Source organism: Bradyrhizobium sp. I71, assembly GCF_022354745.1.
Lineage (GTDB): Bacteria > Pseudomonadota > Alphaproteobacteria > Rhizobiales > Xanthobacteraceae > Bradyrhizobium > Bradyrhizobium liaoningense.
In genome coordinates this window covers 2,270,860-2,297,120 of record NZ_CP059398.1, presented here as the reverse complement: position 1 = coordinate 2,297,120, position 26,261 = coordinate 2,270,860, and the positions used below count along the sequence as shown (strand labels likewise).

General features: G+C 65.2%; 24 protein-coding genes. 11 read left to right on the top strand and 13 right to left on the bottom strand.

All coding sequences use genetic code 11. From position 1 onward, the window contains the following. Window positions 1-105: 105 nt before the first annotated feature. On the bottom strand, window positions 106-1,491 hold the full coding sequence (locus tag FJV43_RS11380; protein WP_239627050.1) for an ABC transporter substrate-binding protein: 1,386 nt from the start codon (window positions 1,489-1,491) through the stop codon (window positions 106-108). A 202-nt stretch (window positions 1,492-1,693) separates the two neighbouring features. Then, the gene (locus tag FJV43_RS11375; RefSeq protein ID WP_239629395.1) at window positions 1,694-3,622 is read right to left on the bottom strand and encodes an AsmA family protein; all 1,929 of its coding nucleotides are present in this window, start codon (window positions 3,620-3,622) and stop codon (window positions 1,694-1,696) included. Between the two features lie 271 nt (window positions 3,623-3,893). On the opposite strand from FJV43_RS11375, the gene FJV43_RS11370 reads away from it, so the two are divergent. Then, window positions 3,894-4,601: a CoA transferase subunit A gene (locus FJV43_RS11370; RefSeq protein WP_135165543.1), complete on the top strand. Its 708-nt coding sequence runs from the start codon at window positions 3,894-3,896 to the stop codon at window positions 4,599-4,601. 15 nt (window positions 4,602-4,616) lie between these two features. Beyond that, window positions 4,617-5,267, top strand: a complete 651-nt coding sequence (locus tag FJV43_RS11365) for a CoA transferase subunit B (protein ID WP_239627049.1) — start codon at window positions 4,617-4,619, stop codon at window positions 5,265-5,267. 132 nt (window positions 5,268-5,399) lie between these two features. Here the strand turns inward: FJV43_RS11365 and FJV43_RS11360 are convergent, their stop codons facing one another. The 5 genes from FJV43_RS11360 to FJV43_RS11340 form a co-directional block, all read right to left on the bottom strand. Continuing rightward, a complete protein-coding gene (locus FJV43_RS11360; protein WP_239627047.1) occupies window positions 5,400-7,046 on the bottom strand; it encodes an iron ABC transporter permease in 1,647 nt (548 codons plus the stop codon). Window positions 7,047-7,101: 55 nt separating this feature from the next. After that, window positions 7,102-8,127 (bottom strand): Fe(3+) ABC transporter substrate-binding protein, encoded by a 1,026-nt coding sequence (locus FJV43_RS11355; RefSeq protein WP_239627045.1) that lies wholly within the window; start codon window positions 8,125-8,127, stop codon window positions 7,102-7,104. A 169-nt stretch (window positions 8,128-8,296) separates the two neighbouring features. After that, complete coding sequence (locus tag FJV43_RS11350; RefSeq protein ID WP_239627044.1) at window positions 8,297-9,175, bottom strand: SUMF1/EgtB/PvdO family nonheme iron enzyme; 879 nt, start codon at window positions 9,173-9,175, stop codon at window positions 8,297-8,299. A 57-nt stretch (window positions 9,176-9,232) separates the two neighbouring features. Next, window positions 9,233-10,330 (bottom strand): copper-containing nitrite reductase, encoded by a 1,098-nt coding sequence (gene nirK, locus FJV43_RS11345; protein ID WP_239627042.1) that lies wholly within the window; start codon window positions 10,328-10,330, stop codon window positions 9,233-9,235. A 434-nt stretch (window positions 10,331-10,764) separates the two neighbouring features. Further along, complete coding sequence (locus FJV43_RS11340; RefSeq protein ID WP_239627041.1) at window positions 10,765-10,965, bottom strand: hypothetical protein; 201 nt, start codon at window positions 10,963-10,965, stop codon at window positions 10,765-10,767. A gap of 167 nt (window positions 10,966-11,132) precedes the next feature. Between FJV43_RS11340 and hemN the strand changes: the two genes are divergently transcribed. Together hemN and FJV43_RS11330 are read left to right on the top strand one after the other, a co-directional pair. After that, entirely contained in the window at window positions 11,133-12,485 is a 1,353-nt protein-coding gene (hemN, locus tag FJV43_RS11335) for an oxygen-independent coproporphyrinogen III oxidase (RefSeq protein WP_239627039.1), read from the top strand. A gap of 111 nt (window positions 12,486-12,596) precedes the next feature. Next, entirely contained in the window at window positions 12,597-12,794 is a 198-nt protein-coding gene (locus tag FJV43_RS11330; protein ID WP_131873994.1) for a DUF1858 domain-containing protein, read from the top strand. A gap of 107 nt (window positions 12,795-12,901) precedes the next feature. On the opposite strand, the gene FJV43_RS11325 is transcribed toward FJV43_RS11330, so the two are convergent. Then, window positions 12,902-13,612, bottom strand: coding sequence for a Crp/Fnr family transcriptional regulator (locus FJV43_RS11325; RefSeq protein WP_194389787.1), 711 nt, complete (start codon window positions 13,610-13,612; stop codon window positions 12,902-12,904). Window positions 13,613-13,742: 130 nt separating this feature from the next. Between FJV43_RS11325 and FJV43_RS11320 the strand changes: the two genes are divergently transcribed. Next, window positions 13,743-14,954 carry an NnrS family protein gene (locus FJV43_RS11320; RefSeq protein ID WP_239627038.1) on the top strand — a complete coding sequence of 404 codons (1,212 nt, stop codon included), beginning with the start codon at window positions 13,743-13,745 and terminating at the stop codon, window positions 14,952-14,954. Between the two features lie 2 nt (window positions 14,955-14,956). Here FJV43_RS11320 and FJV43_RS11315 read toward each other — a convergent pair whose 3' ends face one another. Next, window positions 14,957-15,985: an AraC family transcriptional regulator gene (locus FJV43_RS11315; protein WP_239627036.1), complete on the bottom strand. Its 1,029-nt coding sequence runs from the start codon at window positions 15,983-15,985 to the stop codon at window positions 14,957-14,959. 204 nt (window positions 15,986-16,189) lie between these two features. Between FJV43_RS11315 and FJV43_RS11310 the strand changes: the two genes are divergently transcribed. After that, window positions 16,190-16,810, top strand: coding sequence for a response regulator (locus FJV43_RS11310; RefSeq protein ID WP_061880802.1), 621 nt, complete (start codon window positions 16,190-16,192; stop codon window positions 16,808-16,810). A 163-nt stretch (window positions 16,811-16,973) separates the two neighbouring features. Beyond that, complete coding sequence (locus FJV43_RS11305; protein WP_239627034.1) at window positions 16,974-18,650, top strand: mucoidy inhibitor MuiA family protein; 1,677 nt, start codon at window positions 16,974-16,976, stop codon at window positions 18,648-18,650. A 174-nt stretch (window positions 18,651-18,824) separates the two neighbouring features. Here the strand turns inward: FJV43_RS11305 and FJV43_RS11300 are convergent, their stop codons facing one another. Genes FJV43_RS11300 through FJV43_RS11285 form a run of 4 tightly spaced genes read right to left on the bottom strand, consistent with a single transcriptional unit; the run spans window position 18,825 to window position 21,870 of the window. Next, window positions 18,825-19,625, bottom strand: a complete 801-nt coding sequence (locus FJV43_RS11300) for a heme ABC transporter ATP-binding protein (protein ID WP_239627032.1) — start codon at window positions 19,623-19,625, stop codon at window positions 18,825-18,827. Then, the gene (locus tag FJV43_RS11295) at window positions 19,622-20,707 is read right to left on the bottom strand and encodes an iron ABC transporter permease (RefSeq protein WP_239627030.1); all 1,086 of its coding nucleotides are present in this window, start codon (window positions 20,705-20,707) and stop codon (window positions 19,622-19,624) included. Before FJV43_RS11295 ends, FJV43_RS11300 begins: the two co-directional genes overlap by 4 nt. Further along, window positions 20,704-21,657 (bottom strand): hemin ABC transporter substrate-binding protein, encoded by a 954-nt coding sequence (locus FJV43_RS11290; protein ID WP_239627028.1) that lies wholly within the window; start codon window positions 21,655-21,657, stop codon window positions 20,704-20,706. Before FJV43_RS11290 ends, FJV43_RS11295 begins: the two co-directional genes overlap by 4 nt. Window positions 21,658-21,663: 6 nt before the next feature. Continuing rightward, window positions 21,664-21,870 carry a hemin uptake protein HemP gene (locus FJV43_RS11285; RefSeq protein ID WP_239627027.1) on the bottom strand — a complete coding sequence of 69 codons (207 nt, stop codon included), beginning with the start codon at window positions 21,868-21,870 and terminating at the stop codon, window positions 21,664-21,666. 263 nt (window positions 21,871-22,133) lie between these two features. Between FJV43_RS11285 and FJV43_RS11280 the strand changes: the two genes are divergently transcribed. The 4 genes from FJV43_RS11280 to exbB all read left to right on the top strand — a co-directional run bounded on the left by FJV43_RS11280 (window position 22,134) and on the right by exbB (window position 26,260). Continuing rightward, window positions 22,134-24,485 (top strand): TonB-dependent hemoglobin/transferrin/lactoferrin family receptor, encoded by a 2,352-nt coding sequence (locus tag FJV43_RS11280; protein ID WP_239627020.1) that lies wholly within the window; start codon window positions 22,134-22,136, stop codon window positions 24,483-24,485. 98 nt (window positions 24,486-24,583) lie between these two features. Beyond that, the gene (locus FJV43_RS11275) at window positions 24,584-24,919 is read left to right on the top strand and encodes an antibiotic biosynthesis monooxygenase (RefSeq protein ID WP_239627018.1); all 336 of its coding nucleotides are present in this window, start codon (window positions 24,584-24,586) and stop codon (window positions 24,917-24,919) included. A gap of 30 nt (window positions 24,920-24,949) precedes the next feature. After that, entirely contained in the window at window positions 24,950-25,456 is a 507-nt protein-coding gene (gene hutX, locus FJV43_RS11270; RefSeq protein ID WP_239627016.1) for a heme utilization cystosolic carrier protein HutX, read from the top strand. Window positions 25,457-25,483: 27 nt separating this feature from the next. Then, complete coding sequence (gene exbB / locus FJV43_RS11265) at window positions 25,484-26,260, top strand: tonB-system energizer ExbB (RefSeq protein ID WP_239627007.1); 777 nt, start codon at window positions 25,484-25,486, stop codon at window positions 26,258-26,260. Window position 26,261: the final 1 nt, after the last annotated feature.

Here is a 26,261-nt window from a genome sequence, read left to right as displayed (position 1 = left end):
GATCCGGGTGAGGGGGTACAGGACTCACTACGCGCGCAACTAGCGGATAGAGCCCCTCACCCCAACCCTCTCCCCGTAAGAACGGGGAGAGGGAGGGGATAGACCTTAGCCGGCGACCTGCTTGATGCGGGCGATCAGTTCGTCGACGGCCTTGTCGACCGGAACCTTCTCGCTGACGACGCGATTCATCGCCTTCGCCCACACGTTCTCGTTGTTGAGGATCGTGAACTTCCAGTTCTTGGTGAAATCGAACGCGGCGGTGCCGCCCTTGAACTGCGCGTAGACGGCCTTGCGGTGCTTGTCAGCCTGCCAGAACGGGCTTTCCTGGCTTTCCTTGGTCACCGGGAACCAGCGGCCGAGCGCGCCTTCGATGTAGGGACGGACGTTATCTTCCTGGAGCAGGAAGCTGATGAACTGCTTGGCCTCGGCCTTGTTCTTGGCCGCGGTGAACACCAGCCCGGTCTTGACGTCCGAGCGGTAGCGGATGGTCGAACCATCCGGCGCCTTCGGGAAGGATGCCGTGATGATGTCCTGCTCATAGGCCTTCTTGCCGGCGTCGCGCTGCTCCTGGGTGAGCGCCTGGTTCTGCGAGTCCTCGAACCACTTCGCCGCGATCGAGATCGTGAAGTTGTGGGTCATCACGATGGTCTTGTTGTGGAACGCGACGTTGTTGTCGGGATCCTTCCAGGTGGTCGAGGAGGGCGGGGTGCAGCCCTTGATGTAGGTGTCGGTATAGTCCTTCATCGCCTTGATCAGGCCGTCGCGGACCTTCGGGTCGTCGACCAGCAACTTGCCGTCGTCGTCGACCAACTTGACATGATAGGCGTCCATGAAGGTGTAGAACGACTGGAAGGAATCGGTGGATTCCACGCCCATCGGCTGGCCGACGGCATAGAGGCGCTGGCCAGTGGCCTTGCGGATCGCCGGCTGCACCTTGTCGCACCAGAACGTCCAATAGCCTGTCCAGTCGTTCGGGATGTCGCTCTGCTTGAAGCCGGCCTTCTCCAGCATGTCGTTCCAGATCTGGACGTGCATGCTCTGCTGCTTCAGCGGAAAGCCGTAATAGGCCTTCTTCTTGGCGACATCGTTGTAGAGGATCGACGCATCGAGCGTGTTCTGCACGAACCGGCCCTTGATCGGATCCATGACGTCGGTGAGATCCTCGAGCTTGCCCTCATAGGCCCACTTGCCCTGCGCCTGCACGTCATAGGAATCGGAATAGGCGACGTCGGGAACGGTGCCGGCATCGAGCGCCGCGACCGTCTTCGGAATCATGTCTTGGATCGCGTATTGCGACAATTCGACCTTGATGCCGGTCTTGGCTTCGAATTTCTTGATCGTCTCGATCAGCGCGTCGTCTTCGGAGCGATAGAAGCCCTTGCCCCACCAGACGGTGATCGTCTTCTGCTGCGCAAAGGCGGGTGCAGTGGCGGCAAAAAGCCCAACCGCAGCGACCGCCAATGATACTGCGCCAATAACCTTGGATCTCACGTTTTTCTCCCTCAAACGGCCGGTGTTTTTAACCGGTCGTATAAAACACTAGCGCATGGCGGTAGTCCGATCTAGCGGCATGTTGTCAGACATAGGTCGTGGAGACAGGGCCGCGCGGAGATGCTTGAGGCGTGCATCGATCCAATCGCCGCATCAATTCGCCCTGATCAATTCGCGATGGCCGGGCAGCGGCAAACGTTTCTCAATTCGACTTCGCGTTCTCTTTGGCGTTCTCCGCCGTCGGCGATTCCGTCGGTGCGGGGCGCTTTCCGCTGCCGGTGATGCGCTCGATGGCGGAGCGCACCGCATCGTTCCCCTTGCGGTCCTTGAGCATGTCGAGCAGCGGCGCGGAGGCCGGCGAGCGGCGGATCAGGCTTTCCGGATCGGGGAAGATCAGCGGATCGTCCCAGGGGCCCTGCACCACGAACGGCAATTCGAACCCCGACGCGCTGTTGAGGCTCGCCACGCCCTTCATGTCGTATTCGCGCGTCGGCACCGAGGCGGTGCCGGTGAGCGTGATCTTCGCCGCCGGCCCTTCGACGCGGATGTCCTCGGCGGTGGCGATGCCGTCGGAGAATTTCACGGCGATGGTGAGATTGGTGTAGGGCGTCGAGCCGTTGCGGAAATTGCCGCCGCCCGACAGCGGCCGCCGCTCCAGCCGCTTCAGGAGCTGCTCGGCGTTGAAGCCTGCGATCGCGCCGTCATGCCCGGTCACGGTGGCGCTTCCGTCGAGTGACTGCACGAGGCCGAACGGGCTCGATCCGGAGGCGAGAAGCGAGACGTTGATGTTGCCGCGGCCGGACAGCTTGTTGAGGCCGAACAGTTCGGTGGCGCAGGCCTGGAGATCGACGTCGGTGAACTGGAATTGCGCCTTGATGTCGGCGACGGTGTCGGACCGGGCGATGCCGAACGAGCCCTTTGCGATCCCGCCATAGACCTGCGCCTCGCCGACCGAGAGCGCCAGCGTGCCGTTGCGCAAATTGGCGCCGATCGCGGTGCGGCCGAGCTTCGTCGGCCCGACCGTCAGCTTGGCCGCGGACAGGCGCATGTCGAGGTCGGTGGTCGACAATCCGTTGAGATCGAACAGCTGCCGGTTCCAGTCGCGCGCGCCGCTCGCGAGCAGGCGGAACGTCGAGATATAGGGCGTGAAGTCGAGCGCATCGGCGGCGAGCGTTGCCTGCAGCGTCTGCCGGCCGTTGTTGGCGTAGGTCATGACGCCCTCGGCGGCGTTGCCGTCGAGCTCGACATTGACATTGGTGAGCGCGATCGAGGCACCGACGACGTTGGCGCGCGCCTTCAGCGCGAAGCGGCCGAAGCCGCCGCTGCCGGGCTGCGGCTGCCCGGTCCAGCGCAGTGCGTTGCGCAAGGACGGGCTGTCGACGGTAAGCGTGCCTTCCATCATGGGGCTGGTGCGATTGGCGACACTGCCGTCGAAGGCGAGCTTGAGCGGCGCGCTGGCGATGCGCGCCTTCAGGCCGGACCGGTCGCCGGAGAGGGCGGCGACGAAATCGGAAAAGCTGATCGAGCCGTCGACACGCTCGCCGCGCCAGTCGAACTGTCCGGTCGCGGCAAAGGAGCGCGAGATCGAGGGCCAGGCCAGCGACAGGTCGATGTCCTCGAGCTTCTCGGTGGCACGCGTGGCGGCGTCCTCGTAGTCGAGCACGCCGTCCTGGATCCGGATTTCGGAGAACGAGACCTGGTTCTCGGCCCCGGGCTTCATGGTGCGTGCGATGGTCTGGATGAAGGGCGTCCAGTTGCTCTCGCCGTCCGGCTTGAGGCTGACATGGATGCGCGGCCGCAGCAGCATCAGGTCGGCGATCTCGAACCGCTGCAGCAGCAGCGGCAGCAGCCGCAGATTTGCGGTGAGCACGTCGACCTGGAGCGCTGGCGTGCTGGTGCCGCCGCCCTTGAGGCCGACGTCGTGGAAGGAGATGTAGCTCGCCGGCAGCACCGAAATGTCGATGCTGCCTGCGACATTGAGCTCCAGCCCAGTGACGTCGCGGATCTGCGCTTCGACCGCCTTGCGCAGCGCGTCGCGGTTGATGAGCCAGGAGGTCGCGATCAGGGCGATCAGCGCGACGCCGAGCAGCGCCGCGATCGGCGTCCCGAGGCGCTTCATTCCTTGGGCCATGGTCAATGGCATGTCCTGATCGGGTTGGTCGTTGGAGCCAGAGGGCGGGCCGGGAAACCTGCGCGCCCACACCCAACCCCCGCAACTTGATGGGTTTTCTTGACGCTTTCAAGGCCGCTGCACGGTTATGCCCACGGCGTGGGCAGCTTCTACCACCCAGCGGCGCAGCGGAGAACCCCGTATCATTGACGGCTTCGGACGATTTCGCCTAATAATCGCCGCCAATAAGGCGCGACGGCCAGCAAGCCGAAGGTTCAGTCGAGGTTTTTGCATGAACAAGGTCTATCCCGACGCCAAGTCGGCGCTCGACGGCATTCTAAAAGACAACATGATGATCATGTCGGGTGGCTTCGGCCTCTGCGGCATTGCCGAGGAGCTGTCGGACGCGATCCGGGAGTCCGGTGTCAAGGGCCTGACGGTGGTCTCCAACAATGCCGGCGTCGACGGCATCGGCCTCAGCCGCCTTCTCGAAACCCGTCAGATCAAGAAGATGATCTCGTCCTATGTCGGCGAGAACAAGCTGTTCGCCCAGCAATTCCTCGCCGGGGAGCTGGAACTCGAATTCAATCCGCAGGGCACGCTGGCCGAGCGCATCCGCGCGGGCGGCGCCGGCATCCCGGCCTTCTACACCAAGACCGGCGTCGGCACGCTGATCGCCGAAGGCAAGGAAGTGAAGGAATTCGACGGCGAGAAATACCTGATGGAGCGCGGCCTGTTCGCCGACCTCGCCATCGTCCACGCCTGGAAGGGCGACACCGCCGGCAACCTCATCTACCGCAAGACTGCGCGCAATTTTAACCCGATGATGGCGACCGCCGCGAAGATCACGGTGGCCGAGGTCGAGCATCTGGTTCCGGCCGGTGAACTCAATCCCGACCACATTCACACACCCGGCATCTTCGTGAAGCGCATCGTCGAGGTCGGCACGGCCAAGAAGCGCATCGAATTCCGCAACACCCGCCCGCGCCCGGCAGCTTGAGATCAGGAGAATCAGATGGCCTGGACCCGTGAACAGATGGCCGCGCGCGCCGCGAAGGAGTTGCGCGACGGCTATTACGTCAATCTCGGCATCGGCATCCCGACGCTGGTCTCGAACTACATCCCGGACGGCATGGACGTCAGCCTGCAGAGCGAGAACGGCATGCTCGGCATGGGCCCGTTCCCGTATGAGGGCGAGGAAGACGCCGATCTCATCAACGCCGGCAAGCAGACCGTGAGCGAGCTGCCCTCGACCTCGTATTTCTCGAGCGCGGATTCCTTCGGCATGATCCGCGGCGGCCACATGGACCTGTCGATCCTCGGCGCCATGCAGGTGGCCCAGAACGGCGATCTCGCCAACTGGATGATCCCCGGCAAGATGGTCAAGGGCATGGGCGGCGCGATGGATCTCGTCGCCGGCGTCAAGCGCGTCATCGTGGTGATGGAGCATTCGGCCAAGGACGGCCCGAAGCTGCTGAAGAAGTGCAATCTGCCGCTGACCGGCGAGCGCGTGGTCGACATGGTCGTCACTGATCTGGCCGTCTTCACCATCGACAAGCATGGCAGCGGCGGCATGGCGCTGATCGAGCTCGCCGAGGGCGTCTCGCTCGACGAGGTCAAGTCCAAGACCGAAGCCGAATTCCGCGTCGCGCTGAAGAACACGTAAGCGGGAAACGCTGGGGGCGCGCATCACAATACGGTCTGCGCGTCCTTACGATTTTTGTTCAGCGATCAGGTTGGGCGATGACAACTCGATTGTTCGAAGCACCACGGGTGCTCGGACGATGTGCCCATGCCTTCAAGCGGGGCCGCTCGGCACCTCGGAGAACCGGGTCAGCCAGACAACCGGGCCGATGCTGGCGGCGATGATCAGGAGGGCCGCAAGCGCGCCGTCCTCGAAATTGCCGCGGCTTGCGAACTGGTAGATCGACGTCGACAGCGTTTCGACGTTGAGGGGCCGCAAGAGCAGCGTTGCCGGGAGCTCCTTCAGGCAGTCGACGAACATGATGATCACGGCGCCAAGCATCGCGGGCCGGAGCAACGGCAGATAGATCTGGCTCAACATGATCGCCTGGCCAGCGCCGACCGAGCGCGCGCTCTCGTCGTAGTCGCGCGGAATGCTGTCGAACCCGGCCTTGATCATGCCGACCGGCACGGCCAGGAAGCGAATCGTGTAGGCGATGACGACGGCCGTCCCGGAGCCGACCAGGATCAGCCCGGGGAGCGAACGTCCCGTCCAGGCCGCGACCGCGCTCAGCGCGTTGTCGACCGCCAGTACGGGGGTCAGCAGGCCGAGGGCAATCACGAGACCCGGCAGCGCGTAGCCGGTCTGCGCGATGCTCATCGCCACATATCGCAGAGGATCCGGCCGAAAGCGGTGCGCGATCGTCGTGGCGAGCGCAAGCATCAGCGCCACGAGCGTCGCGAGCGCTGCATAGGCAAACGAATGGAAGGTGTGGCGCCACAGGAGCGGGTCGAAATTTGCAAGCAGTCCGCGACCGAGAGCCTGATGCGCCAGATAGAACAGCGGCACGACGAAGCCGATCAGCACCGGCAGCACGCAGACCGCGAACGCGATCCACGCTCTTGCGCCCGAAAGCGGGGTTCGCTGCCTCACATGCGGGCTTTCGGCCGAGAATTCGGCGTTGGCGTTGCGACGGCCGTAACGTTCCATCGCGATAAGGCCGGCGACGATCGCAAGCATCAGGCATGCGAGTTGCGCCGCCCCGGCAAGGCTGCCGCGGTTGAGCCAGGTGGTGAAGATCGAGACCGTCAGCGTGCGGATGCCGAGATATTCGCTGGCGCCGATGTCGTTGAGCGTTTCCAGCGCGACCAGCGCCACGCCGACCGCGAGCGCCGGCCGCGCCATCGGCAGTGAAACCCGCCAGAAAACGGTCCATCGGCCGGCCCCCAGCGTCGTAGCCGCCTCGGCGAATTCGGCAGACTGAACCTGAAACGTCGCGCGCGCCGACAGATAGACGTACGGATAGAGCACGAGCCCGATCACGAAGATGGCGCCCGGCAGCGAGCGCAGGTTGGGCAGATGGCCGAGGGCATCGCGCAGCGGCAGCCAGATCGTCAGGGTGCGATGCACCAGGCCGAGCGGTTCGAACAGGTCGGCATAGACGTAAGCCGCAAGATAGGTCGGAATCGCCAGCGGCAGCGGCATCAGCCACAGGAGCATGCCCCGGCCGGGAAAATCGTGGCGCGATATCACCCATGCAGTGCCGGCGCCGATCAGAAGGGTGAGCGCGCCGACCCCGACGAGCAGAAGGGCGGTGTCCAGGAGGGCGGCCGGCAGCACGTAGTTGATCAGGTCGTGCCACACATCGGGCGCCGGCTGCAAAGCCAGCGAAACGATCGAGATCACGGGCGCCGCGACCAGGATCGCGGTTGCGATCGCGATTGCGGTCGCGGCGCGCCCGGCGTGGGCACGGCCTCTCAAACGAGGCCGTGCGCCCGAAGCTTCTGCCAGTTTGAGTGACGAGGGCCGCCAGAGATCAGTTGTCAAAGCCGACCTTGTCCACCAGCGAGGCCGCAGCCTTGCGGTTGGCGGCGATCTTTGCGATCGGCAACGGATCTGGGCCGAGCTTGCCGTAGCCCGCGATGGTAGAGTTGATGGCGACACCGTCCCGAACCGGATATTCGTAGTTCTGGTCGGCATACATCTGCTGCGCCTGCTCGCTAACGAGCCACTCGATCAGCTTGATGCCGTTGGCCTTGTTGGGCGCGTGCTTGGCGAGCAGCACGCCGGAGAGGTTGACGTGGGTGCCGCCGCCCTCGAAGGTCGGCAGGATGACGCGGGTCGCCTCCGCCCACGGTTTCTTCTCGGGATCGTTGTTGATCATCAGCGCCCAGTAATAGGTGTTGCCGATGCCGATGTCGCACTTGCCGGCGGCAACGTCACGGGCGGCTTCGCGATCGCCGCCCGACGGCTTCTGCGCGAGATTGGCCTTCACGCCGCGCAGCCATTCCTCGGCCTTGGCCTCGCCGTGCTTGGCCGTGTAGGCCGCGAACAGGGCGTTGTTGTAGATGTGCTGGCCCGAGCGAATGCAGATCTTGCCCTTCCACTTGGGATCGGCGAGCTCCTCATAGGTGATCTTGTCCTGCTTGACGCGATCCTTCGAGGCATAGATCACGCGCGCGCGCATGGAGATGCCGGCCCAGTGTCCGTCCGGATCGCGATACTGCGCCGGCACGACCTTGTCGACCACCTCCGACTTGATCGGCTGGGTGACGCCGGCCTGCACGGCCTCGTCGATGCGGCCGATGTCCACCGTCAGCAGCACGTCGGCCGGGCTGTTGGCGCCTTCCGCCTTCATGCGCTGCTCCAGACCGGAGCTTGCGGAGACGACATTGACCTTGATGCCCGTATCCTTGCTAAAGGCGTCGAACAGCGGTTGGATCAGCTTGGTCTCGCGATAGGTATAGACGTTGACCTCGCCGTTAGCGGCTGCCTTCGACGCGAAGGACGAGGTCAGGCTCAACACCGCCGCGGACGCGACGAGGACGCGAAGATTGATCATAAGGGCTGCTCCAGGCGCGCGATTGAACGCCCGATTGAGTAGCGCAGGCGATGCGGCAACGTCAGCGACGCGATGTCGCGAGGGCCATGACTTAGAGGGATTCCAATAATGTCTTTAGATCGATTCTAATTAATGGATGGAGGCGTTGACGGGAAAATGATGAGCGCCGCTATGATCTTGCCGGCCGCGTCTTGCTCAGGCGCTGCGACACGCTGACCAGCCATGATGTCTCCTCGCGCACCAGGCGGAAGCCGAGATTGGCGGGCGGCACGCCTTGGGCGCAGCCGCCGGCGCGGGCGTCGCGGATGAAATCGGTGACATAGGCGCGGTGGGCGCCTTCGGCGATACGCACCCCGCAGTTCACGGTCGGGCGGCCGGCATTTCCGGCGTCGTCGACACGCGAGCGCACGAAGCAGCTCGAGGTCCACTCCCAGACGTTGCCGGCGAGATCTTCGACGCCGTGCTCGTTCGGGCCGAATTTGCCGAACGGATAGGCCGTGGTGTCGGTGAGGCCGCGTTCGGATTCACGCTCATAGCGGCTGATCCAGCGCTTCGAAGGGTCGCTAGCATCGACCGGCACACCATCATCCCTGAACCTGGAGCCGGCGGCAAACGCCCATTCCTCGTCGCTCGGCAGGCGGTAATGCCGGCCGGTCTTGCGCGACAGCCAGCCTGCATAGGCTTCGGCGTCGTGCCAGCTCACCTGCACCGCGGGGCGATCGGGGGCGATCGCCACGTCACGGTCGAGCGCACGGCAGGCGCCATCCTTCACGCAAAGCTGATAGTCGGATGAGGAGACCTGATTCCGCATGATGTGCAGTGGCCGGTCGATCCGGATCGTGCGCAGCGGCGCTTCCGCCTGCTGCCCGCCGCGGGTGAAGTCGCCGGCCTCACGATATGAGAAGCTGCCGCGGACGACCTCGACCATGGCCGGCTCGCCTCCCGCATCATGCGTCGCCATCTCGGAAACCAGAGGCGCAACGGCCAGAGGCCCCACAAGCCCGGCCGCGCAGGCGAGCACCAGTTTGAGCTTGAATGCGATCAGCATGACGATCCCCCCGAAGGAAGAAGGGGCCGGTGATCAATCACCGGCCCCTTGTCGCGTCTAGTTGGTGCTGGCAGGCGGTATTTCGGCGGGGGCCTTCACCTGGGTCATCAGATCGTCGTTCCACTTGCCTTCGACCTTGAAGTGCGCGGTGGCGCCGAGATTGGCCGCCTCGATCAGATTGTGCGTGACATAGGCGTAGATGCCGGGCTGCTGGAATTTGTACAGCGCAGCTCCCGCCGACCCGCCGCGGATGAACCAGGTCTCGAGCCCGACCTCCGGTGCATTGCCGAACTTGCCGGTCTCCCAGACATAGTCGCCATGGCCGCCGATCAGATGCGGACGGCTGTCGCGGTTGGCCTGCGAATGCACGATCAGCACGTTCTCCCCGACCTTGGCGGTGAGCGCGTTCTTGCCGGTGAGCGCGCCGACCTTGCCGTTGAAGACGACATGGGTGGGGATCAGCTTGTTCATCACCTCTTCGGTCTCGGTGAAGGCTTCGCCGGGCGATTCGTAGGACTTGAAGTTGCCCTTCTCGTCGCGCGGCACGTACATGTCCTGCTCGCCGATATAGTAGACCTTGTCGTATTTCAGCGCTCGGCCCTTGCCGTCGTTCAGCCCGTCGCGCGGCAGCACCATCACGGCACCGTTCATGCCGGAGACGACGTGCCAGGGGATCATCGGGCCGCCCGGTGCGCAGTGATAGACGAACACGCCGGTCTTGGTCGCCTTCCAGCGCAGCACGACCTGTTCGCCGGGGTTGATGAGCGTGAGTTCGCCGCCGCCGAGCGCGCCGGTCGCGGAATGGAAGTCGATGTTGTGCGGCATGGTGTTGGTGGCGGGATTGACCAGCGTCAGCTCGACATAGTCACCCTCGTGCACGACCATGAGCGGTCCCGGCATCGAGCCGTTGAACGTCATCGCCTGGAAGGTGGTGCCCTTGTCGTCGATGACGACCTTCTTCTCCTGGACCGTCAGCTTGAACTCGACGATCTTGGGCCCCTGCGTCGTGGCCTGCTCGTGCGCGTGCACGAAAGGCGGAGCGACCAGCTCTACCTTCTGACGCGGCAGCTTGAGATCGCTGGCGGCGAAAGCCGGGGTCGCCAGCATCAGGGCGGTTGCGGCGGCGCTGATCAATGCGGCTCTGCGGGTGAACATCGGAAGCATCCTTCATGAAAAGGTTTTGATGACGGAATGCAGTGTGCGCCGATCGCGGCAAGCGTGGTTGCGCTGCGACAAGCTCCCGCCGGATTCACCTCCGCAACAGTACTTAGGTGCTCAGCGGAGCAGGATCGGTGATGCCATTTCGATCGCGTCCGGAGGCGTGATGCGATGCGGATGTCGGGGGCGAGCGACCAGCGGCCGGATAGCCGTGCGGATATTCTGACACGCCACTGCTCGTTGCAGATGCGATCGGCCTTTGCGGTAACTGTCGCCACGGATTGGCGAGCGTGACCGCAACCGCATCGGCGCTCAGAGGCAACTCGTTCGCATCTTCAAGGTGGAGTTACGATCCCGGCGGGACCGGCGTGTCCGGGCAGGGACGTCGGGAGGCACGCACCGGCAAAGGCCTTCGCGAAGAGGCGACTGGTTTAGGGGAGATACATGGCAAGCCCGACCGTTCCCCAGATCGCCAGCGACAGCACGACGAAGACGGCGATCGCTGCGGCCAGGGCGCGCACCACGCCGCTGGCGGCTGGTGTAGCCGGGGCCGGCCGGAAGTCGTCGAAACGCGGGATATGGCCGCGGACGTCGAGCAGGGAGAGAATGAGTTCGAGTGCAAGAAGCCTCATGGCTAGCGCTCCGGATGGCGACGCGAATTTCTCAAATCATGGCCGGGAACCGGCCGCCGCGCTTTGCGCGAGCGCAAAGTCGTTTCCGCGCATCCGGGTTAATTAACACGCATTCCGTGATTTGCCGTGATGTCTGCGCGCGGCAGAAATTTACGAATGGATAAGACATGAGAGCTGATCTTGCGGCGGTCTACGGCGAGGAACGTCTGCCACGCTACACGAGCTATCCGACCGCACCGCACTTTTCGCCCGCGATCGGTCCAGATACCTATGCTCGGTGGTTGGCGGAACTGCCGGCGGGCGCCAGCGCGTCGCTTTATCTGCACGTGCCGTTCTGCCGGGAGATGTGCTGGTACTGCGGCTGCCATACCCAGATCGTCCGCCGCGACGATCTCGTCGCCGGCTATCAGCGGACGCTGCGCAGCGAGATCGCGCTAACCGCCGAAACCATCGGCCGCCGCATCAAGGTCGAGCACATCCATTTCGGTGGCGGTACGCCGACGATCATGGCGCCGGAGGCTTTCGCCGAGTTGATGGCGACGATGCGCCAGAAATTCTTCGTGCTGCCTTCGGCCGAGATCGCGGTCGAGATCGATCCTCGCACATTGTCCGGCGACATGGTCGAGGCCATGCGGCTCTCCGGCGTCAACCGCGCGAGCCTTGGCGTGCAGAGCTTCGATCCCGTGGTGCAGAGGGCGATCAACCGCGTGCAGAGCTTCGAACAGACCTCGTCCGTGGTCAACATGCTTCGCGACGCGGGCATCGAGGGAATCAATTTCGACCTGATCTACGGCTTGCCGCACCAGACTGTCGCCTCGTGCCTGGACACCGTGCGGCGCAGCCTCGCGCTCGCGCCCAACCGCTTCTCGGTGTTCGGCTATGCTCACGTGCCTGATTTCAAGAAGCACCAGCGCATGATCAACGAGGCCGTGCTGCCCGACGGCCTTGCGCGCCACGACCAGGCCTGCGCGATCGCGAATGCCCTGAAGGAGGCCGGTTACGTGCAGATCGGGCTCGATCATTTCGCACGGCCCGACGATTCCATGGCGGTGGCGTTCGAGCAGCGGACGCTGCGGCGCAATTTTCAAGGCTATACCACCGACAAGAGTGAAGTCCTGCTCGGCTTCGGCGCGAGCGCGATCGGACATCTGCCCCAGGGCTATGTCCAGAACGAGGTGCAGATCGGCGCCTATGCCCAGAGCATCGCCGCCGGCCGCTTCGCCACCGCGAAGGGCTATGGGCTCACCGACGACGACCGGCTGCGCGCCGACATCATCGAACGCATCATGTGCGAGTTCGGTGCCGATCTCGGCGACATCTGCGCCCGTCATGGCGCAGAGGCCGGCGCGATGCTGAAATCGGCGGCCCGTCTGAAGCCGCTGATCTCCGACGGCGTCGTGCGATTGGACGGCGACCGACTCGCAGTCGCCAAGGATTCGCGCTTCCTGGTCCGCAGCGTCGCCGCCGCATTCGATGCGCATCTGGATCCCGGCAAGCAACTGCACAGCCGGGCGGTTTAGTTGCGCGAACCGCGAGCCCCGGGATGATGGCGGCGGAACTGGCAACAGCTTGCGCTTCAACAAAGAGGCTTCCGCTAGCTCCGCTATCGTCAATTCGGAACGGAGTTGTCCATGCCCTTCGGATCCGACGATCTGGTCGATGACATCATGCGCACGGCGCCGCACACGATCCGCGTGTTTCTCGCCTTCAGGATGGCCTGCGTCGGCTGTCCGATCGCGACCTTCCACACCGTGGATGATGCCTGCCGCGAGCACGGCATCGAGCGCGACAAATTCCTCGCTGCATTGAGCGATTGCGTGCCGGCGTGAAACGGTCTGGAATCGCGCGGGCGCGCGAGTTCCCGGATGAGGGAGCGTTTTCGCCGTAAGCGGAAGCGCCCCTCATCCCTTCAGCGGAGGCATCCCGGCGTCGGCTCTCACGCCGCGCCGCCGTCGGCATTCCGCTCCGCCAGCACGACGATCTTGTGCGGCTCGCGCAGGATGATGCGCTGGCGGCCGCTCTCCACGAGGCCTTGGCTCTCCCAGCCGCTCAGGATGCGGCTGACGGTGTGCAGCGTGGTGCCGGTCATCTGCGCGATGTCCTGGCGGCTGATCGGGAAGTCGATCTCGATGCCGTGGTCGAGCTTCTTGCCGGACTGCTTGGCGAGGCGAAGCAGCGCGTGCGCGATGCGCTGCTCGACCTGCTGGGTCGACATTTCCAGAATGCGGGTGTGACTCTCCTGAAGCCGGGTGCCGACGGTCTGGAGCGTGTTGGCGGCAAGCGCCGGAAACCGCTCGATCAACCGAGGCCAGGCGGAGGTCGGCCAGATCAGCACCACGCTGTCGTCGACCGCCATCGCCGTCGCCGGATAACGCGCGGCTCCGATCGCCATCGCGAGCCCGAATGTTTCGCCGGGCGCGACATAGCGTACCACGATCTGCTCACCGGTCGGCGTGGTCTTGGCCGCACGGACATGGCCGTGCAACAGCAGGAAGAAGGACTGCGCGTCGGCCCCCTGCTCGAAGATGGCACTGTTCTTGGAAAAGCGGGCCGAGCGGGCCTCACGCAGGATCTCGTCCAGAGCTTCCGGCGTCACCCCCGCAAACAGCGGCAAATGCGCAACCAGCGATGTGTCGACCTTGGCCATTCTGCCTCCTTGGCGCTCGGGAGTGTGATGGCACCTGCAATCGTCCTGGTGTTTGCGGTAACGCAAAACGGGCCGGGTCGGGCGGCGGTATTTTTCCAGACAACGATCTGAATTGATTGGAGTTGATGCCATGGCTGGCGCCCGATCCCGTAACTTTGCGGGCTGGCCGCTGTTTGCGAACAGCTTTCGGCCCTTTTTCCTGCTCGCCGCGATCCAGGCGGCGCTGTCGATCCTGGCCTGGCTGCCGATGTTCTATGGCGAATTGTCCGTGAGTTCCGCATTCGGGCCACGTGACTGGCACATCCACGAGATGCTCTATGGCTTCCTGCCGGCCGTCATCACCGGGTTCCTGTTCACGGCCATCCCGAACTGGACGGGGCGGCTGCCGATCCAGGGCATGCCGTTGGGGGCGCTGCTGATGGTCTGGCTCGCCGGGCGCATCGCCGTGACGATGTCGGCCGATATCGGCTGGGCGTTTGCGCTGATCGTCGATGCCGCCTTCCTGGCATTGGTCGTCGCGGCCGCGATGCGCGAGATCATCGCAGGCGGCAACTGGCGCAACCTGCCCGTGGTGGGGCTGGTGCTCGTTCTGCTCGCCGGCAACGTCGCTTTTCATGTCGAAACGCATGCGCAGGGCGCGGCCGATGTCAGCATCCGCGTCGGCATCAGCGTGGTCATTCTTCTGATTACGTTGATTGGCGGCCGCATCATCCCAAGCTTCACCCGCAACTGGCTGGTCAAGTTCAATCCCGGCCGACTGCCCGTGCCGTTCGGACGCTTCGACGGCGCCGTGATCGGATGTAGCGCGGTCGCGCTCGTCTCATGGATCGTGGCGCCGTCGAATGCCGTCACGGGTGTCCTGATGGCACTTGTCGGCGGGCTGCACTTGGTGCGGCTTGCACGCTGGGCCGGAGATCGCACCTTCCGCGAGCGGCTGCTCGTGATCCTGCATGTCGGCTACGTCTTCGTGCCGTTCGGTTTCATCCTGCATGCCCTCGCGGTTTTCGGTGTGCTGCCGCCAAGCGCCGGCATCCACGCCTGGATGGCAGGTGCGGCGGGAACCATGACGCTCGCGGTCATGACCCGCGCGAGTCTCGGCCACACCGGACAGGCGTTGACGGCTTCGCCGGCGATCCAGGGAATCTATGCTGCGATCATCATCGCGGCTCTGGCCCGGATCGCTGCCGTCGTGTTGCCCGCGCATGGCGATGTGTTGTTGCACATCGCCGCCTGCGGCTGGATCGTCGCTTTCCTCGGATTTGCCATCGCGTTCGGCCCGCTGCTCGCCGGCAGCCGGTGGCGTGGCCTCGCCACGATGGGCGTGCCCGCTCCCGCACGCTGAACTCAAGCTGCAGTCGCCGTGGGCGGTGCCGTGACGGGCCGGACGCCCTTGCGCCACGCGGTGATGGTGCAGCCGAACCGGCTGCGGAACCAGCGCGCCATGGCGCTCTGCGCGGAGAAGCCAAGCTGCATCGCGATGTCAGCCAGCCGCCGGCCGGGAGCGTCGATCAACTGGATCACGAGATCGGCGCGTTGCGCGTCCAGGATGGCCGAGAAGCTGGTGCCCGATGCTGCGAGGCGGCGGTGGATGGTGCGGCGGGTGCAGGCGAGATGCTCGGCGACGCGCTCGATCGTGCAGTCGCCGCCGGCAAGGAGGAGACGTACGACCTCGTCGACCTTCTGCTCCCAGCTTGCGGGCCGTGTTTCGATCGCCTCGATCCGCTTGCGGAGATAGCTCGCAATCAGCGGATGCGCGCTCGGGATCCGACGTTCCATATCGTGCGCGGACAAGACGATCGCGTCATCCCTCGCGTTGAAGATCACGCGGCAGCCGAAGAATTCGCGATAGCGCTTGCGATCGTGCGGCGGCGGATGATGCAGGTGCACCTCCCGCGGCCGCCAGTCATGCCCGAACAGCGACTGGATGGTGCGGTGGACGCTGCCGAGCGCCACGTCGATCGACTGCCGCGGCGCGCTCGGTTTCCGGCCGCGCAGATGCATCGTGATGGTCACGGTCTGCTTGCTGCGCGCAACGTCCAGCCGCATGCCATCGTGATGGATATGGATGAAGCGCGAGAACGCATCGATCGCCTCGCCGACGGTCGCTTGCTCGCGCACGATCAAGCCGACCGTGCCGAAATTGGTCAGGCCGCCGCGCTCGGCGAGACGCAAGCCGAAATCTTCGGCGCCGGACGCCTCCGCGGACAATTCGAGCAGACGGCGCAGGCCAGCGACGGCAATGGGCGTGTCGGGCGTGTCGAGGCAGGCTGTCGGCAGCCTGGCCTTGCGCATCATCTGCCTGGGGTCGAGCCCGACCGACCGGGCGACCTCCGGATAATAACTCAGGCTCGAGCTGCGAATGAGGTCGGTCATGCGAACCGTTCCTGCCAGCTGCTCCCGCAGATGTCCCGAAATGTAAAATTTCTGTCCCGGTCCGTCAAATCCAGGAACCCTGCGGAACATACATAGGGGAAACCGAAGCACGGGCGTGAATGCCGTGTTTACGACGGCGCGGCAGGGCGATGGAGCCCGCTACCGTCTCAGGCCTTTTGACCAAGACATTGCTGGATCGGGATCATGCCGGGAAACATGCTTTCCAAGGGTGAGATATTCGTCATCGACACCGACGCTGCCTCCCGCGAACAACTTTCGACCGCGCTCCAGCAGAACGCCTACGAGGTGATCTGTTTCGCCGACGGTGCATCCCTCTTGTCCGCCGCGAGGGCGCGGATGCCGGCCTGCGTGCTGCTGGAGCTGCCGCCCGATCGGTCCGGCCTCGACGTGCTCAAGCGGCTGCGCGGGGAGAACTGCATGGCGCCCGTGCTGGTGACGTCGGCGAACGGCAGCATTGCCATGGCCGTCGACGCCATCAAGAGCGGAGCGGCCGATTTCATTGAAAAGCCGTTCCGCACCCACGACATCGTCGGCCGGATCGATGCCGCCATCGACGAATTCGCGCAACCCGGCGCGAGCCGGCAACGCTGGCTGACAGGCTGCGAGCCCCTGACCGCGCGCGAGGGCGACGTGCTCGAGCATCTCGCCGCCGGCCTCACCAACAAGGAGATCGCCCGGCGGATGCATTTGAGCGCGCGGACTGTCGAGGGCTACCGCGCCAGCATCCTGAAGAAGGCCGGCGCCCGCAACGTGACCGATCTGCTCCGGCGCATCTTCGGCCAGGGTTCGCCCACGCAGGCCTGAGGCCGCGCGCGGCTGCGTTCCGCGGCCATGCTGCTGCCGCGGCTGCGCCCCAAGGAAACCCCAATCGAACCGGTTCCTTCCCCGCCGCGTCTCATCACGATGGCGAGGCATTTCATCGCATGCGTCCGGCTGGCGGCGCGGCGATACCGGCAGGAGGGACTTTATGCGCATCACCGCAAAATGGTTGGCAACCACGAGCCTGGTCCTGGTGACCACGGCCGTTGCATCGTCGTCATGGGCGGCCAACGTGGACGCCACGTCGGCGATCGATACGGTCACCGTCTATCCCGACGGCGCAACCGTCACCCGCATCATTTCGTTGAATCTCGCCTCCGGGGACTCGACACTGGTCGCCAGGGATTTTCCGCTCTCGCTCGATCCGTCGTCGCTCCGCGTCGAAGGCGAGGCGGGCACCAAGCTCACCATCGGCACGATCGATGCGCGGCCGCCGAGGGCGGCGCAGCCCGCCAATCTCCCCGAACTCGACAAGCGCATCGAAGCACTGAGAGATCAGCGGGCCGATCTGCAAGGTGCGATCGACTCTGCCGACGCCCGGCGTAAATTTGCGCAGCATTTTGCTGAAGCCTCCCCGGCCGGCCTCGGCGAGAGGGGCGAGGCGCGGCCGATCACCGAATGGCGCGCGGCGTTTGCGGCGGTTGCCGAGGAGATTGCGACCGCTGACACCGCAATCCGCGATGCCACGCGAAAACAGCGCGAGATCGATCGACAGATCGCGCAACTGGAAGCCGAGCGCTCGGCCAAGCCGCCGAGCAAGCTGGAAGTGCGGATCGACGTCGCCTCGGCGGCTGCGACCAAAGCGACATTGCGGGTGACCTACGCCGTGCGCAACGCGCGCTGGGTGCCGCTCTACGACGCCCGGCTCGATACCGGCGCCAAGGATCGCAAGCCGCAGCTCGAGCTCGTCCGCCGCGCCGAGGTCACGCAGTCGACCGGCGAAGACTGGTCGAACGTGACGCTCGGCGTCTCCACGGTCCGCATCGGCCGCGGCGGCAGCGCGCCGGAGCTGAACTCGCTGGTCGCGCAATATCCGCAAGTGCCGAGGCCCCTTGCGCTCGGCAGCGCCTCGGACCTGGCGCGGCCCGCGCCAACCGCCCGCCAGCGTTCGGCGCAGTTCGAGCCCATGTCCAAGATCGCAGAGGCGACCGAGCGCGCCGACGAGCAACAGGCCGTCGCCGAGATCGGCGATTTCCAGGCCACCTTCAGAATTCCCGGCCGCGTCAGCCTCGGCGCCGCCGAGGGTGCCAAGAGCCTGCGCATTACTTCCATGACCGTGCCCGCCGATCTCGCGGTTCGCGCGGCCCCGGTGATGGATCCGACCGCCTTCCTCGAAGCCAGCTTCAAGCAGACCGACGATGCCAGTCTCTTGCCGGGCAAGGTCGCGATCTACCGCGACGGCACCTTCGTCGGCCGCGGCAAGATCACGGCGTCCGCCAAGGACGACATCGTGCGGCTCGGCTTCGGCGCCGACGACAAGGTTAGAATCGAGCGCGCCGTGCTCAAGCGCAACGAGGGCTCGGCCGGCTTGCTCGTGACGACGTCGAAGACCGACGAGCGTTCGTTCAAGACCACGATCCGCAATGGCCATGATTTCCCGATCAAGGTCGCGATCGAGGATCAGCTGCCGGTCAGCGAGAACGAGGACATCGTCGTCGAGATGCTGCCCTCGAGCACCCAGCCGACCGCGAGCAACATCCGCGACAGGCGCGGCGTGCTGGAATGGTCGTTCGACGCCAAGCCCGGCGAGGTCAAGGACATCAACTTCGCCTGGCGCATCCGCTGGCCCAAGGACAAGAGCATGGTGATCGTGCCGGCGGGGTAGGCGGTGCGCTGGCGTGAGGCGGAAGGACCGTGCCGCGGTCTCTCTTAACCTCTCCCGCCTGCGGGAGAGGTCGGCGCGAAGCGCCGGGTGAGGGTTCTCTCCTCTTGGGGCTTCTCGCGTGCGGAGACACCCTCTCCCCGGCCCTCCCCCGCAAGCGGGGGAGGGAGCGTACCTTCACCGCGAGGGCGAGCTCGCCCGCATCGACTGCGGCAATACAAATGGCACGCCATCGGCCTGATGGACGACGGCGTCGATCTCGAAAATGTCGCGGATGATCTCGCGCGTGACGACCTCCGCGCGCGGCCCGTCGGCGACGAGCCGGCCGCCATTCAGCACGATCAGCCGGTCGGCGAAGCGGATCGCGAGATTGAGATCGTGCAGGATCGCGATGACGGCGGTGCCGGCAGCCGCGCGGCGGCGCGCCGCTTCGACGAGGTCGATCTGGTGACGCAGATCGAGGCTCGAGGTCGGCTCGTCCAGCAGCAAGAGCCCCGGGCCGTGCTCAGCCTCGCCGCAGGCGAGCTGCACCAGCACGCGGGCGAAATGGGCGCGCTGCTGCTCGCCGCCTGACAGCGTCGGCAATTGCCGCTCGCGGAAATGTGCGAGGCCGACCTCGTTCAGGGCGGAGTCGACGAGTGATCCAGCCTCGCGCAGGCTGCGCTCGCCTGCTCCCATCAGCACGATCTCCTCGACCGTGAACGGGAAGGTGACGTTGATGTGCTGGGACAGCATCGCGCGGCGCGCGGCAAGCTCGCACGGCGTGAAGCTGCCGATGTCGCGCTGCTTCAGGCGCACCTCGCCTGCGCTCGGGCGAAGATCGCCGGAGAGCAGCCGCAGCAGCGTCGACTTGCCGGCGCCGTTCGGGCCGATGATGGCGACCATCTCGCCCGCCGCAACCGTCAGGCCGACGCCATCGAGCAGCGTCGCGCGGCCGGCGCGCTTGCCCAGCGCTCGTGCCTCGATCACCGCGTTCATAGCGAGCCGAGCCCGCGCTGCCGCAACAGGATGAAGAGAAACACGGGTGCGCCGACGGCGGCGGTCAGGATGCCGATCGGCATCTCCGCCGGCGCCACGATGGTGCGCGCCAGCGTGTCGGCGCCGACCATCAGGATGGCGCCTGATAGCACCGAGGCCGGCAGCAGCAGGCGATGCGCCGGCCCGATCACGAGGCGGAGCAGATGCGGCACGACGATGCCGACGAAGCCGATGACGCCGCTGATCGACACCGCGACGCCGGTCATGCCGGAGACCATGACGATCGAGATCCGCTTCAGGCGCTCGACGTCGACCCCGCCGTGGAAAGCGTCGGCCTCGCCGAGCACCAGCAGATCGAGACCGCGCGCGATGAAGGCGCAGGCGGCCAGCCCGATGACGAGGATCGGCGCGAGCACGGCGGCCTTGGTCCAGGTCGCGCCGCTCATCGAGCCGAGCATCCAGAACGTGATGTCGCGCAGCTGACGGTCGTCGGCGATGAACACCAGGAGGCCGATGCCGGCATTGGTGATGGCGGTGATGGCGACGCCGGCGAGCAGGAAGATCGCAATCGAGGTCCGCCCCGATCGGCTGGAGATGCCGTAGAGGATTGCGGTCGTCGCCAGCGATCCCGCGAAGGCTGCGAGCGGCAACAGCTCGGTCTGGAGAAAGCGCAGCGCCTCGCCGAAGCGTGAATCGGTGAAGACGATCGCGCTCGCGGCTGCGAGCGCGCCGCCGCTGGAGACGCCGACCAGGGCGGGATCGGCGAGCGGATTGCGAAACAGCCCCTGCATGATCGCGCCGGCCGCGGCAAGCAGGCCGCCGACCATCGCGGCTGCCGCGATCCGTGGAATGCGGATCGACCACAGAACGAGCTGGTCGCGAACCGTCATGGCAGTGCTTTCGCCGGCAAGGCCCAGCGCGGCAGGCAGGCGGGAGAGAGGGATGCCCGCGGCGCCGACGGTCAGCGCGACGATCGCCGTCACCGCGAGCACCGCGATCAGGACAGGAATCGCGAAGGATGCGGACCGCCGTCTGGCGCTTCGTCGCGGGCTCCGTGCGTCGATCCCGACCGCCACGCTCATTGCCGGCAGTTCGCCGCCGAAAGGGCCGACGTGAACGCGCCGCCGTGGTCGGCCAATGCCGGATAGAGCTTGACGGAGAGATCACGCGCCGCCGCCGCCGTCCGCGGCCCGAAGCCGAGCAGATAGAGCCCGTCCATGGTGATGAAGCTCTTGCTGGCCGCAACCGGCGTCAGTGCAAAACCGGGATGAGCATAGATCGCGCCGGCCTGGAGCGACTCCTTGCCGCGCTCGATCGACAGCACGAATTCGGGCCTGGCCGCCACGATCGCCTCGTCGCCGATGATCTTGTAGCCGTCGTAATCGTCCACCGCATTGGTCGCGCCCGCGAGCTGGATGATCTCGTCGGCCGCGGTCTTGTGGCCGGCCACCATCGCCCGCCCGTTCTGGAGCGACATCACGAACATCACGCGCACCGGCTTCGTCACCCTAGCGCGCAGTGCGCGGAGCTGCGCAAGGTCGGCGCCGACAGCTGCGCTCAGACATTCGGCACGCGCATCGACACCCATGGCGTGGCCGACCAGCTTGATTTTTTCGATCAGGCCTTCCTCGGAGAAAGTCTCAGGCACCAGCACCAGCGGCACCTTGGCCGTCTCCAGGATCTCCATGGTCTCGCGTGGACCCGATCCCTGGATCGCCAGGATCAGGGTGGGGTTGAGGCCCAGCACGCCTTCGGCCGAGATCTGGCGCATGTAGCCGACATTGGGTTTGTCGCGCAGCGCCGCCGGCGGATAGAGACTCGTCGTATCGACGCCGACCAGCCGGCTCTCCAGCCCGAGTGCATAGAGGATCTCGGTGATGGCGCCGCCGATCGAGACGGTGCGCGCGAAGTCGTTCACCGCGACCTCGCGATTGCGCGCATCATGTACGGTGATGCCGGCCGCGTGCGCGGCAGACGCGAGCGCGATCGTGCCGGCGAGCAGGACATGAGCGAAGGTGCGACAAAATGCCATTGCGCTTCACTTCGTCAGGATCAGCTTGTTCTGCGAGGTCAGGCGCAGGCGATAGCTGTCCTCGCCATGCGCGATGATGATCTCGCGCTCGGCCGCAAACAGCTCGCGGCTGTCGATCCGGCTCCCTCGCATGGTGAGGGTTCTCGTTGTTGCGGAAGGGCTTCCTGCCGGCCCTGCCGCGCCGCCGCCGCTGTCTCCGGATGATGCTGACATTGTTGTCGGGGTGCGCTTTCGAAATTTCTGACGTGTCTTGCCTTGTATAAGCGGCGCGAGGCGCATTCCAACGGCGGCAATTTACAATCGATATAAACTGCAATCAGTTGTCATTGACCGTCGGAGTGTTGCCACGTAACCAATTGTGGCAGCGGGGTGACGTCCCCGCGGTTTGAGAAGATCAGCCAGCCAGTCGTTCGCGTTGCGAACGCGCGCCAGCCAAGAGACTCCAAAATTAAAGCGAAGTGCAGGCTGGGGCTGATATGGCTGACGGGGCTAGGTATTCGCGCGCCCTGATTTTGGGCGCGTCGGTGGTTTCATTTGCAGCATTGGTGACGGAGAGCAGTCTCGCGCAGACCGCATCGCCGCAAGCCGAAAGCGCCTCGTCGGAGCGGCCGAAGCAGGCAAAGCGCAAGCCGGCCAAGCCGCAGGCGGCGCAGCAGGCAACGCCAGACGTCATGAATGCGCACGCGCAAGCGGCCGGTACTCCACCCGTGCAGACGCTCGATACCATCACGGTCGCCGCGACCAAGACCCCGGAGCGGGCGATCGATGCGCTCGCGCCCGTCAGCTCGATTTCGCTGGACAAGATCCAGGGACTCCAGCCCAACCGGCTGTCGGACATCTTCTACGCCATCCCCGGCGTATCGTTTCAGGAGCGCGGCGACGATCCCGCGACCGTCATCAACATTCGCGGCTTGCAGGATTTCGGGCGCGTCGCGGTCGTCGTCGATGGTGCGCGGCAGAACTACCAGCGCACCGGCCACAACGCCAACGGCTCCTTCTTCCTCGATCCTGAATTGATCGGCGGGGTCGATGTGGTGCGCGGACCGACCGCCAACATTTACGGCTCCGGCGCGATCGGCGGTCTGGTCTCGTTCCGCACCAAGGACATCAACGACGTGCTGCGCCCCGGCGAGCGCTGGGGCGTCGATCTCTCTGGCTCCTACGGCTCCAACAACAATCGCGGCCTCGGCTCGGTGTTCGGCGGCGTGCGCGCCACGCCCGACGTCGATATCTTCGGCGGCGCGGTCTACCGCACGCAAGGCAATTACAAGGACGGCAACGGCACCGAGATCGGCAACACCGGCAACCAGGTCGAGGCCGGGTTGATGAAGCTCACGGTGCGGCCGGCCCTCGGTCACGAGGTCAAGTTCGGCGCCGTCTTCCAGGACTATCAATACGATATCGGCCAGTTCAACCGCGGTCCGGTGGTAACAGCGGCGCAGCGCGCGCTCTATCAGGGCTCGTCGGTCTACGCCTCCGATGCGAAGAACTACACCGGGACCATCACCTGGAACTATTCGCTGCCGAGCGACAATCTGTTCGACTGGCACATGTCGATCTACGGCAATCGCGTCGACAACGACCAGACCAAGACCTATCACTATTCCACGTCCGGTGGCGCCTATTGCGGGACGGGCAATTTCGGCAACAACATTTCGGGCTGTGTCGGCGACAAGCGCGGCTATGTCCTCGATACCTACGGCATCGACGTCAACAACACCACGCGCTTCAACGTGGGCGACTGGCGCAACGCCGTCACCTGGGGCATCGACGCCTTCCAGGACGACGTGATCACGACCGACAGCCGGGGCAATTCCAACATCACGACGCCGAGCGGCATCCGCACCGTGTCGGGCGGTTTCCTTCAGCTGAAGCAGAACTACAGCACCTGGTTCGAGGCGGTGAGCGCGATCCGCTACGACCGCTACGATCTTGATTCCGGCAGGACCAGCGCCGGCGGCGACCGCTTCTCACCGAAGATTACCCTCGGCGTCACGCCGGTTCCGGGCTTCCAGCCCTATGTCAGCTACGCCGAAGGCTATCGCGCGCCGTCGATCACCGAGACCGTGATCTCCGGCGCGCATGCGACGGGTGGCGGGCCGGCCTTCTTCCCCTGTCCTGACGGCACCGTCGGCCTGTTCTGCTTCCTGCCCAACCCGAACCTTCGTCCCGAGGTCGGCAAGAACAAGGAGGTCGGCTTCAACCTGAAATACGACAACATCTTCAGCGCCAACGACTCGTTTCGCGGCAAGATCAATCTCTTCCGCAACGATGTCAGCGACTACATCGACCTCGTCGCTTCGGCGCCGGTCGCGGTGCCGCCGTTCGGATCGTTCAGCCAGTACTATCAGTACCAGAACATCGCCAACGCTCGCATCGAGGGCTTCGAGGCGGAGACGATGTACGATGCCGGCAGCTGGTTCATCGGCGTCGCCGGGCACTACATCAAGGGCAAGAACGTCCAGACCAATATCGGGCTTGCGACCATCACTCCGACCAAGGTCGTCACCACCGGCGGCGTCCGCCTGCTCGATCGCACGCTGATCCTGTCGGCGCAGTGGGCGTCGTACGGCCCCAACAACGACGTGCCGGCCAACTATATCCGCTCGACCGGCTACGATCTCGTCAATCTGTACCTGACCTACAATGCGACCAGGGACATCGTGATCTCGGCCTCGATCGACAATCTCTTGAACCAGTACTACCGGCCTTACGCCATTCCCGGCAGCTCGACCGACGGCACGTCGCAGAACGACGTGCTGTGGTCGAGCCCGGGTCCGGGCAGGGTCTACAAGGCCGGAATGAAGATCCACTTTGGAGGTGCGTAAGCCGACCGGCCCCGCAGCTCCACAACCCCCGCCGGGCCGCGCTGATGTTCCAGCGCGGCTTCGGCGCGTTTTCGTCTTGATAGCAAGGAGAGACCTTTATGTTCATCGCTATGAATCGCTTTCAGGTGAAACCCGGCTCGGAAGCCGCGTTCGAAACCGTCTGGCGGACGCGCGAGTCCTATCTCGGCAGCATGGCGGGCTTCGTCGAATTCCATCTGCTCAAGGGGCCGGTCGCCGAGGACCACACGCTGTATTCCTCGCACACGGTGTGGATCGACAAGGCTGCCTTCGAGGCCTGGACGCGCTCGGAGGAATTCCGCCGCGCCCATGCGCGCGCCGACAACAAGACCGGCGAGAGCCTCTATCTCAGTCATCCCAAGTTCGAAGGGTTCGAGGTCATCATGACCGAGCGCAAGGCGAGTGCGGCCGCCTAGATCGCGGCCGATCACGAAAGGGAGCCGGACATGCCGAGCACCGATCTCAAGGCCTATATGGCCGACAATCCCGGCGCGGTGATCGAGGACGTCGCGCGCGAGCGCAAGGTCACCCCGCGCGCGGTGATCGAGGCGCTGCCGTCTGCCATGATGCGCATCGGGGGCGGCGAGCACTTTGCGGCCGTCATGCAGGACATCGCGGAATGGGGCGAGGTCACCCTCATCGTGCACACGGATGATGCGATCTTCGAGTTCACGGGCCCAATTCCCGCGGGGGAGATCGGCCGCGGCTATTTCAACCTGATGCAGCCGAAGGGATTGCACGGCCATCTCCGCCACGAGCGGTGTGCGGCCGTTGCCTTCGTCGAGCGTCCCTTCATGGGCAAGACGTCCGCCTTCGTCGCCTTCGTCAACGCCGATGGCGGCATCATGTTCAAGGTGTTTGTCGGCCGGGACGAGACCCGGGCGCTACGCGGAGACCAGCTGGCGCGGTTTCGTCAACTTGCGGACCGGACCGCGGCCGCCGCAGCGGCGTAGCTCGCCTCAATTCGTCGGGAGATCGGGATGCTGTGCAATTCCAGGCTTCGGCATGCAATCCTAGCCATCGCGCTGGCGCTCGCGCCGGCACCCGCCTTCGCGATCGACCAAGCCCTGTTGCCGCGCAATCTGTCGCCCTGGGGCATGTTCGTCAGCGCCGACATCATCGTGAAGACGGTGATGGTCGGGCTCGCCATCGCCTCGCTGGTGACGTGGACGGTGTGGCTCGCCAAGACCATCGAGCTGCGCCGCAAGGGTTCGCTCGCCCTGCGGCGGACGCGCGGCCTCGAGGGCAACATGACGCTGGCCGAGGCATCCGCAAGAGCTGGCGACGCGCGCGACGCTGTCGCCCAGCTCATCCAGTCCTGCGCCAGGGAAGCGGAGCTCTCGGGCGGCATCCTCGACGACGGCCTGCAGGAGCGCGTCGCGCTGCGGCTGGAGCGGGTCGAGGCGGCGATGTCGCGGCAGATCGCGCGCGGCACCGGCGTGCTCGCGACCATCGGCGCCACCGCGCCGTTCGTCGGCCTGTTCGGCACCGTCTGGGGCATCATGAATTCCTTCATCGGCATCTCCGAGAGTCACACTACCAGCCTTGCAGTGGTCGCGCCGGGCATCGCGGAAGCGTTGCTCGCGACCGCGCTCGGTCTCGTCGCCGCTATCCCGGCGGTCGTGATCTACAATCATCTCGTCCGCGGCATTGCCAATTACCGCGCCCTGCTCGGCGACGCCTCGGCGCAGCTCATGCTGCTGGTCAGCCGCCAGCGCGACCACGGCCATCTCCGCCTGGCGCGGGCTGCGGAGTAGG

Excerpts from the sequence above, each read along its gene's own strand:
- FJV43_RS11375 (WP_239629395.1), bottom strand. The coding sequence starts at position 3,622 with ATGGCCCAAGGAATGAAGCGCCTCGGGACGCCGATCGCGGCGCTGCTC.
- FJV43_RS11370 (WP_135165543.1), top strand. The coding sequence starts at position 3,894 with ATGAACAAGGTCTATCCCGACGCCAAGTCGGCGCTCGACGGCATTCTA.
- FJV43_RS11365 (WP_239627049.1), top strand. The coding sequence starts at position 4,617 with ATGGCCTGGACCCGTGAACAGATGGCCGCGCGCGCCGCGAAGGAGTTG.
- FJV43_RS11355 (WP_239627045.1), bottom strand. The coding sequence starts at position 8,127 with ATGATCAATCTTCGCGTCCTCGTCGCGTCCGCGGCGGTGTTGAGCCTG.
- FJV43_RS11350 (WP_239627044.1), bottom strand. The coding sequence starts at position 9,175 with ATGCTGATCGCATTCAAGCTCAAACTGGTGCTCGCCTGCGCGGCCGGG.
- nirK (WP_239627042.1), bottom strand. The coding sequence starts at position 10,330 with ATGTTCACCCGCAGAGCCGCATTGATCAGCGCCGCCGCAACCGCCCTG.
- FJV43_RS11340 (WP_239627041.1), bottom strand. The coding sequence starts at position 10,965 with ATGAGGCTTCTTGCACTCGAACTCATTCTCTCCCTGCTCGACGTCCGC.
- hemN (WP_239627039.1), top strand. The coding sequence starts at position 11,133 with ATGAGAGCTGATCTTGCGGCGGTCTACGGCGAGGAACGTCTGCCACGC.
- FJV43_RS11330 (WP_131873994.1), top strand. The coding sequence starts at position 12,597 with ATGCCCTTCGGATCCGACGATCTGGTCGATGACATCATGCGCACGGCG.
- FJV43_RS11325 (WP_194389787.1), bottom strand. The coding sequence starts at position 13,612 with ATGGCCAAGGTCGACACATCGCTGGTTGCGCATTTGCCGCTGTTTGCG.
- FJV43_RS11320 (WP_239627038.1), top strand. The coding sequence starts at position 13,743 with ATGGCTGGCGCCCGATCCCGTAACTTTGCGGGCTGGCCGCTGTTTGCG.
- FJV43_RS11315 (WP_239627036.1), bottom strand. The coding sequence starts at position 15,985 with ATGACCGACCTCATTCGCAGCTCGAGCCTGAGTTATTATCCGGAGGTC.
- FJV43_RS11310 (WP_061880802.1), top strand. The coding sequence starts at position 16,190 with ATGCCGGGAAACATGCTTTCCAAGGGTGAGATATTCGTCATCGACACC.
- FJV43_RS11305 (WP_239627034.1), top strand. The coding sequence starts at position 16,974 with ATGCGCATCACCGCAAAATGGTTGGCAACCACGAGCCTGGTCCTGGTG.
- FJV43_RS11300 (WP_239627032.1), bottom strand. The coding sequence starts at position 19,625 with ATGAACGCGGTGATCGAGGCACGAGCGCTGGGCAAGCGCGCCGGCCGC.
- FJV43_RS11295 (WP_239627030.1), bottom strand. The coding sequence starts at position 20,707 with ATGAGCGTGGCGGTCGGGATCGACGCACGGAGCCCGCGACGAAGCGCC.
- FJV43_RS11290 (WP_239627028.1), bottom strand. The coding sequence starts at position 21,657 with ATGGCATTTTGTCGCACCTTCGCTCATGTCCTGCTCGCCGGCACGATC.
- FJV43_RS11285 (WP_239627027.1), bottom strand. The coding sequence starts at position 21,870 with ATGTCAGCATCATCCGGAGACAGCGGCGGCGGCGCGGCAGGGCCGGCA.
- FJV43_RS11280 (WP_239627020.1), top strand. The coding sequence starts at position 22,134 with ATGGCTGACGGGGCTAGGTATTCGCGCGCCCTGATTTTGGGCGCGTCG.
- FJV43_RS11275 (WP_239627018.1), top strand. The coding sequence starts at position 24,584 with ATGTTCATCGCTATGAATCGCTTTCAGGTGAAACCCGGCTCGGAAGCC.
- hutX (WP_239627016.1), top strand. The coding sequence starts at position 24,950 with ATGCCGAGCACCGATCTCAAGGCCTATATGGCCGACAATCCCGGCGCG.
- exbB (WP_239627007.1), top strand. The coding sequence starts at position 25,484 with ATGCTGTGCAATTCCAGGCTTCGGCATGCAATCCTAGCCATCGCGCTG.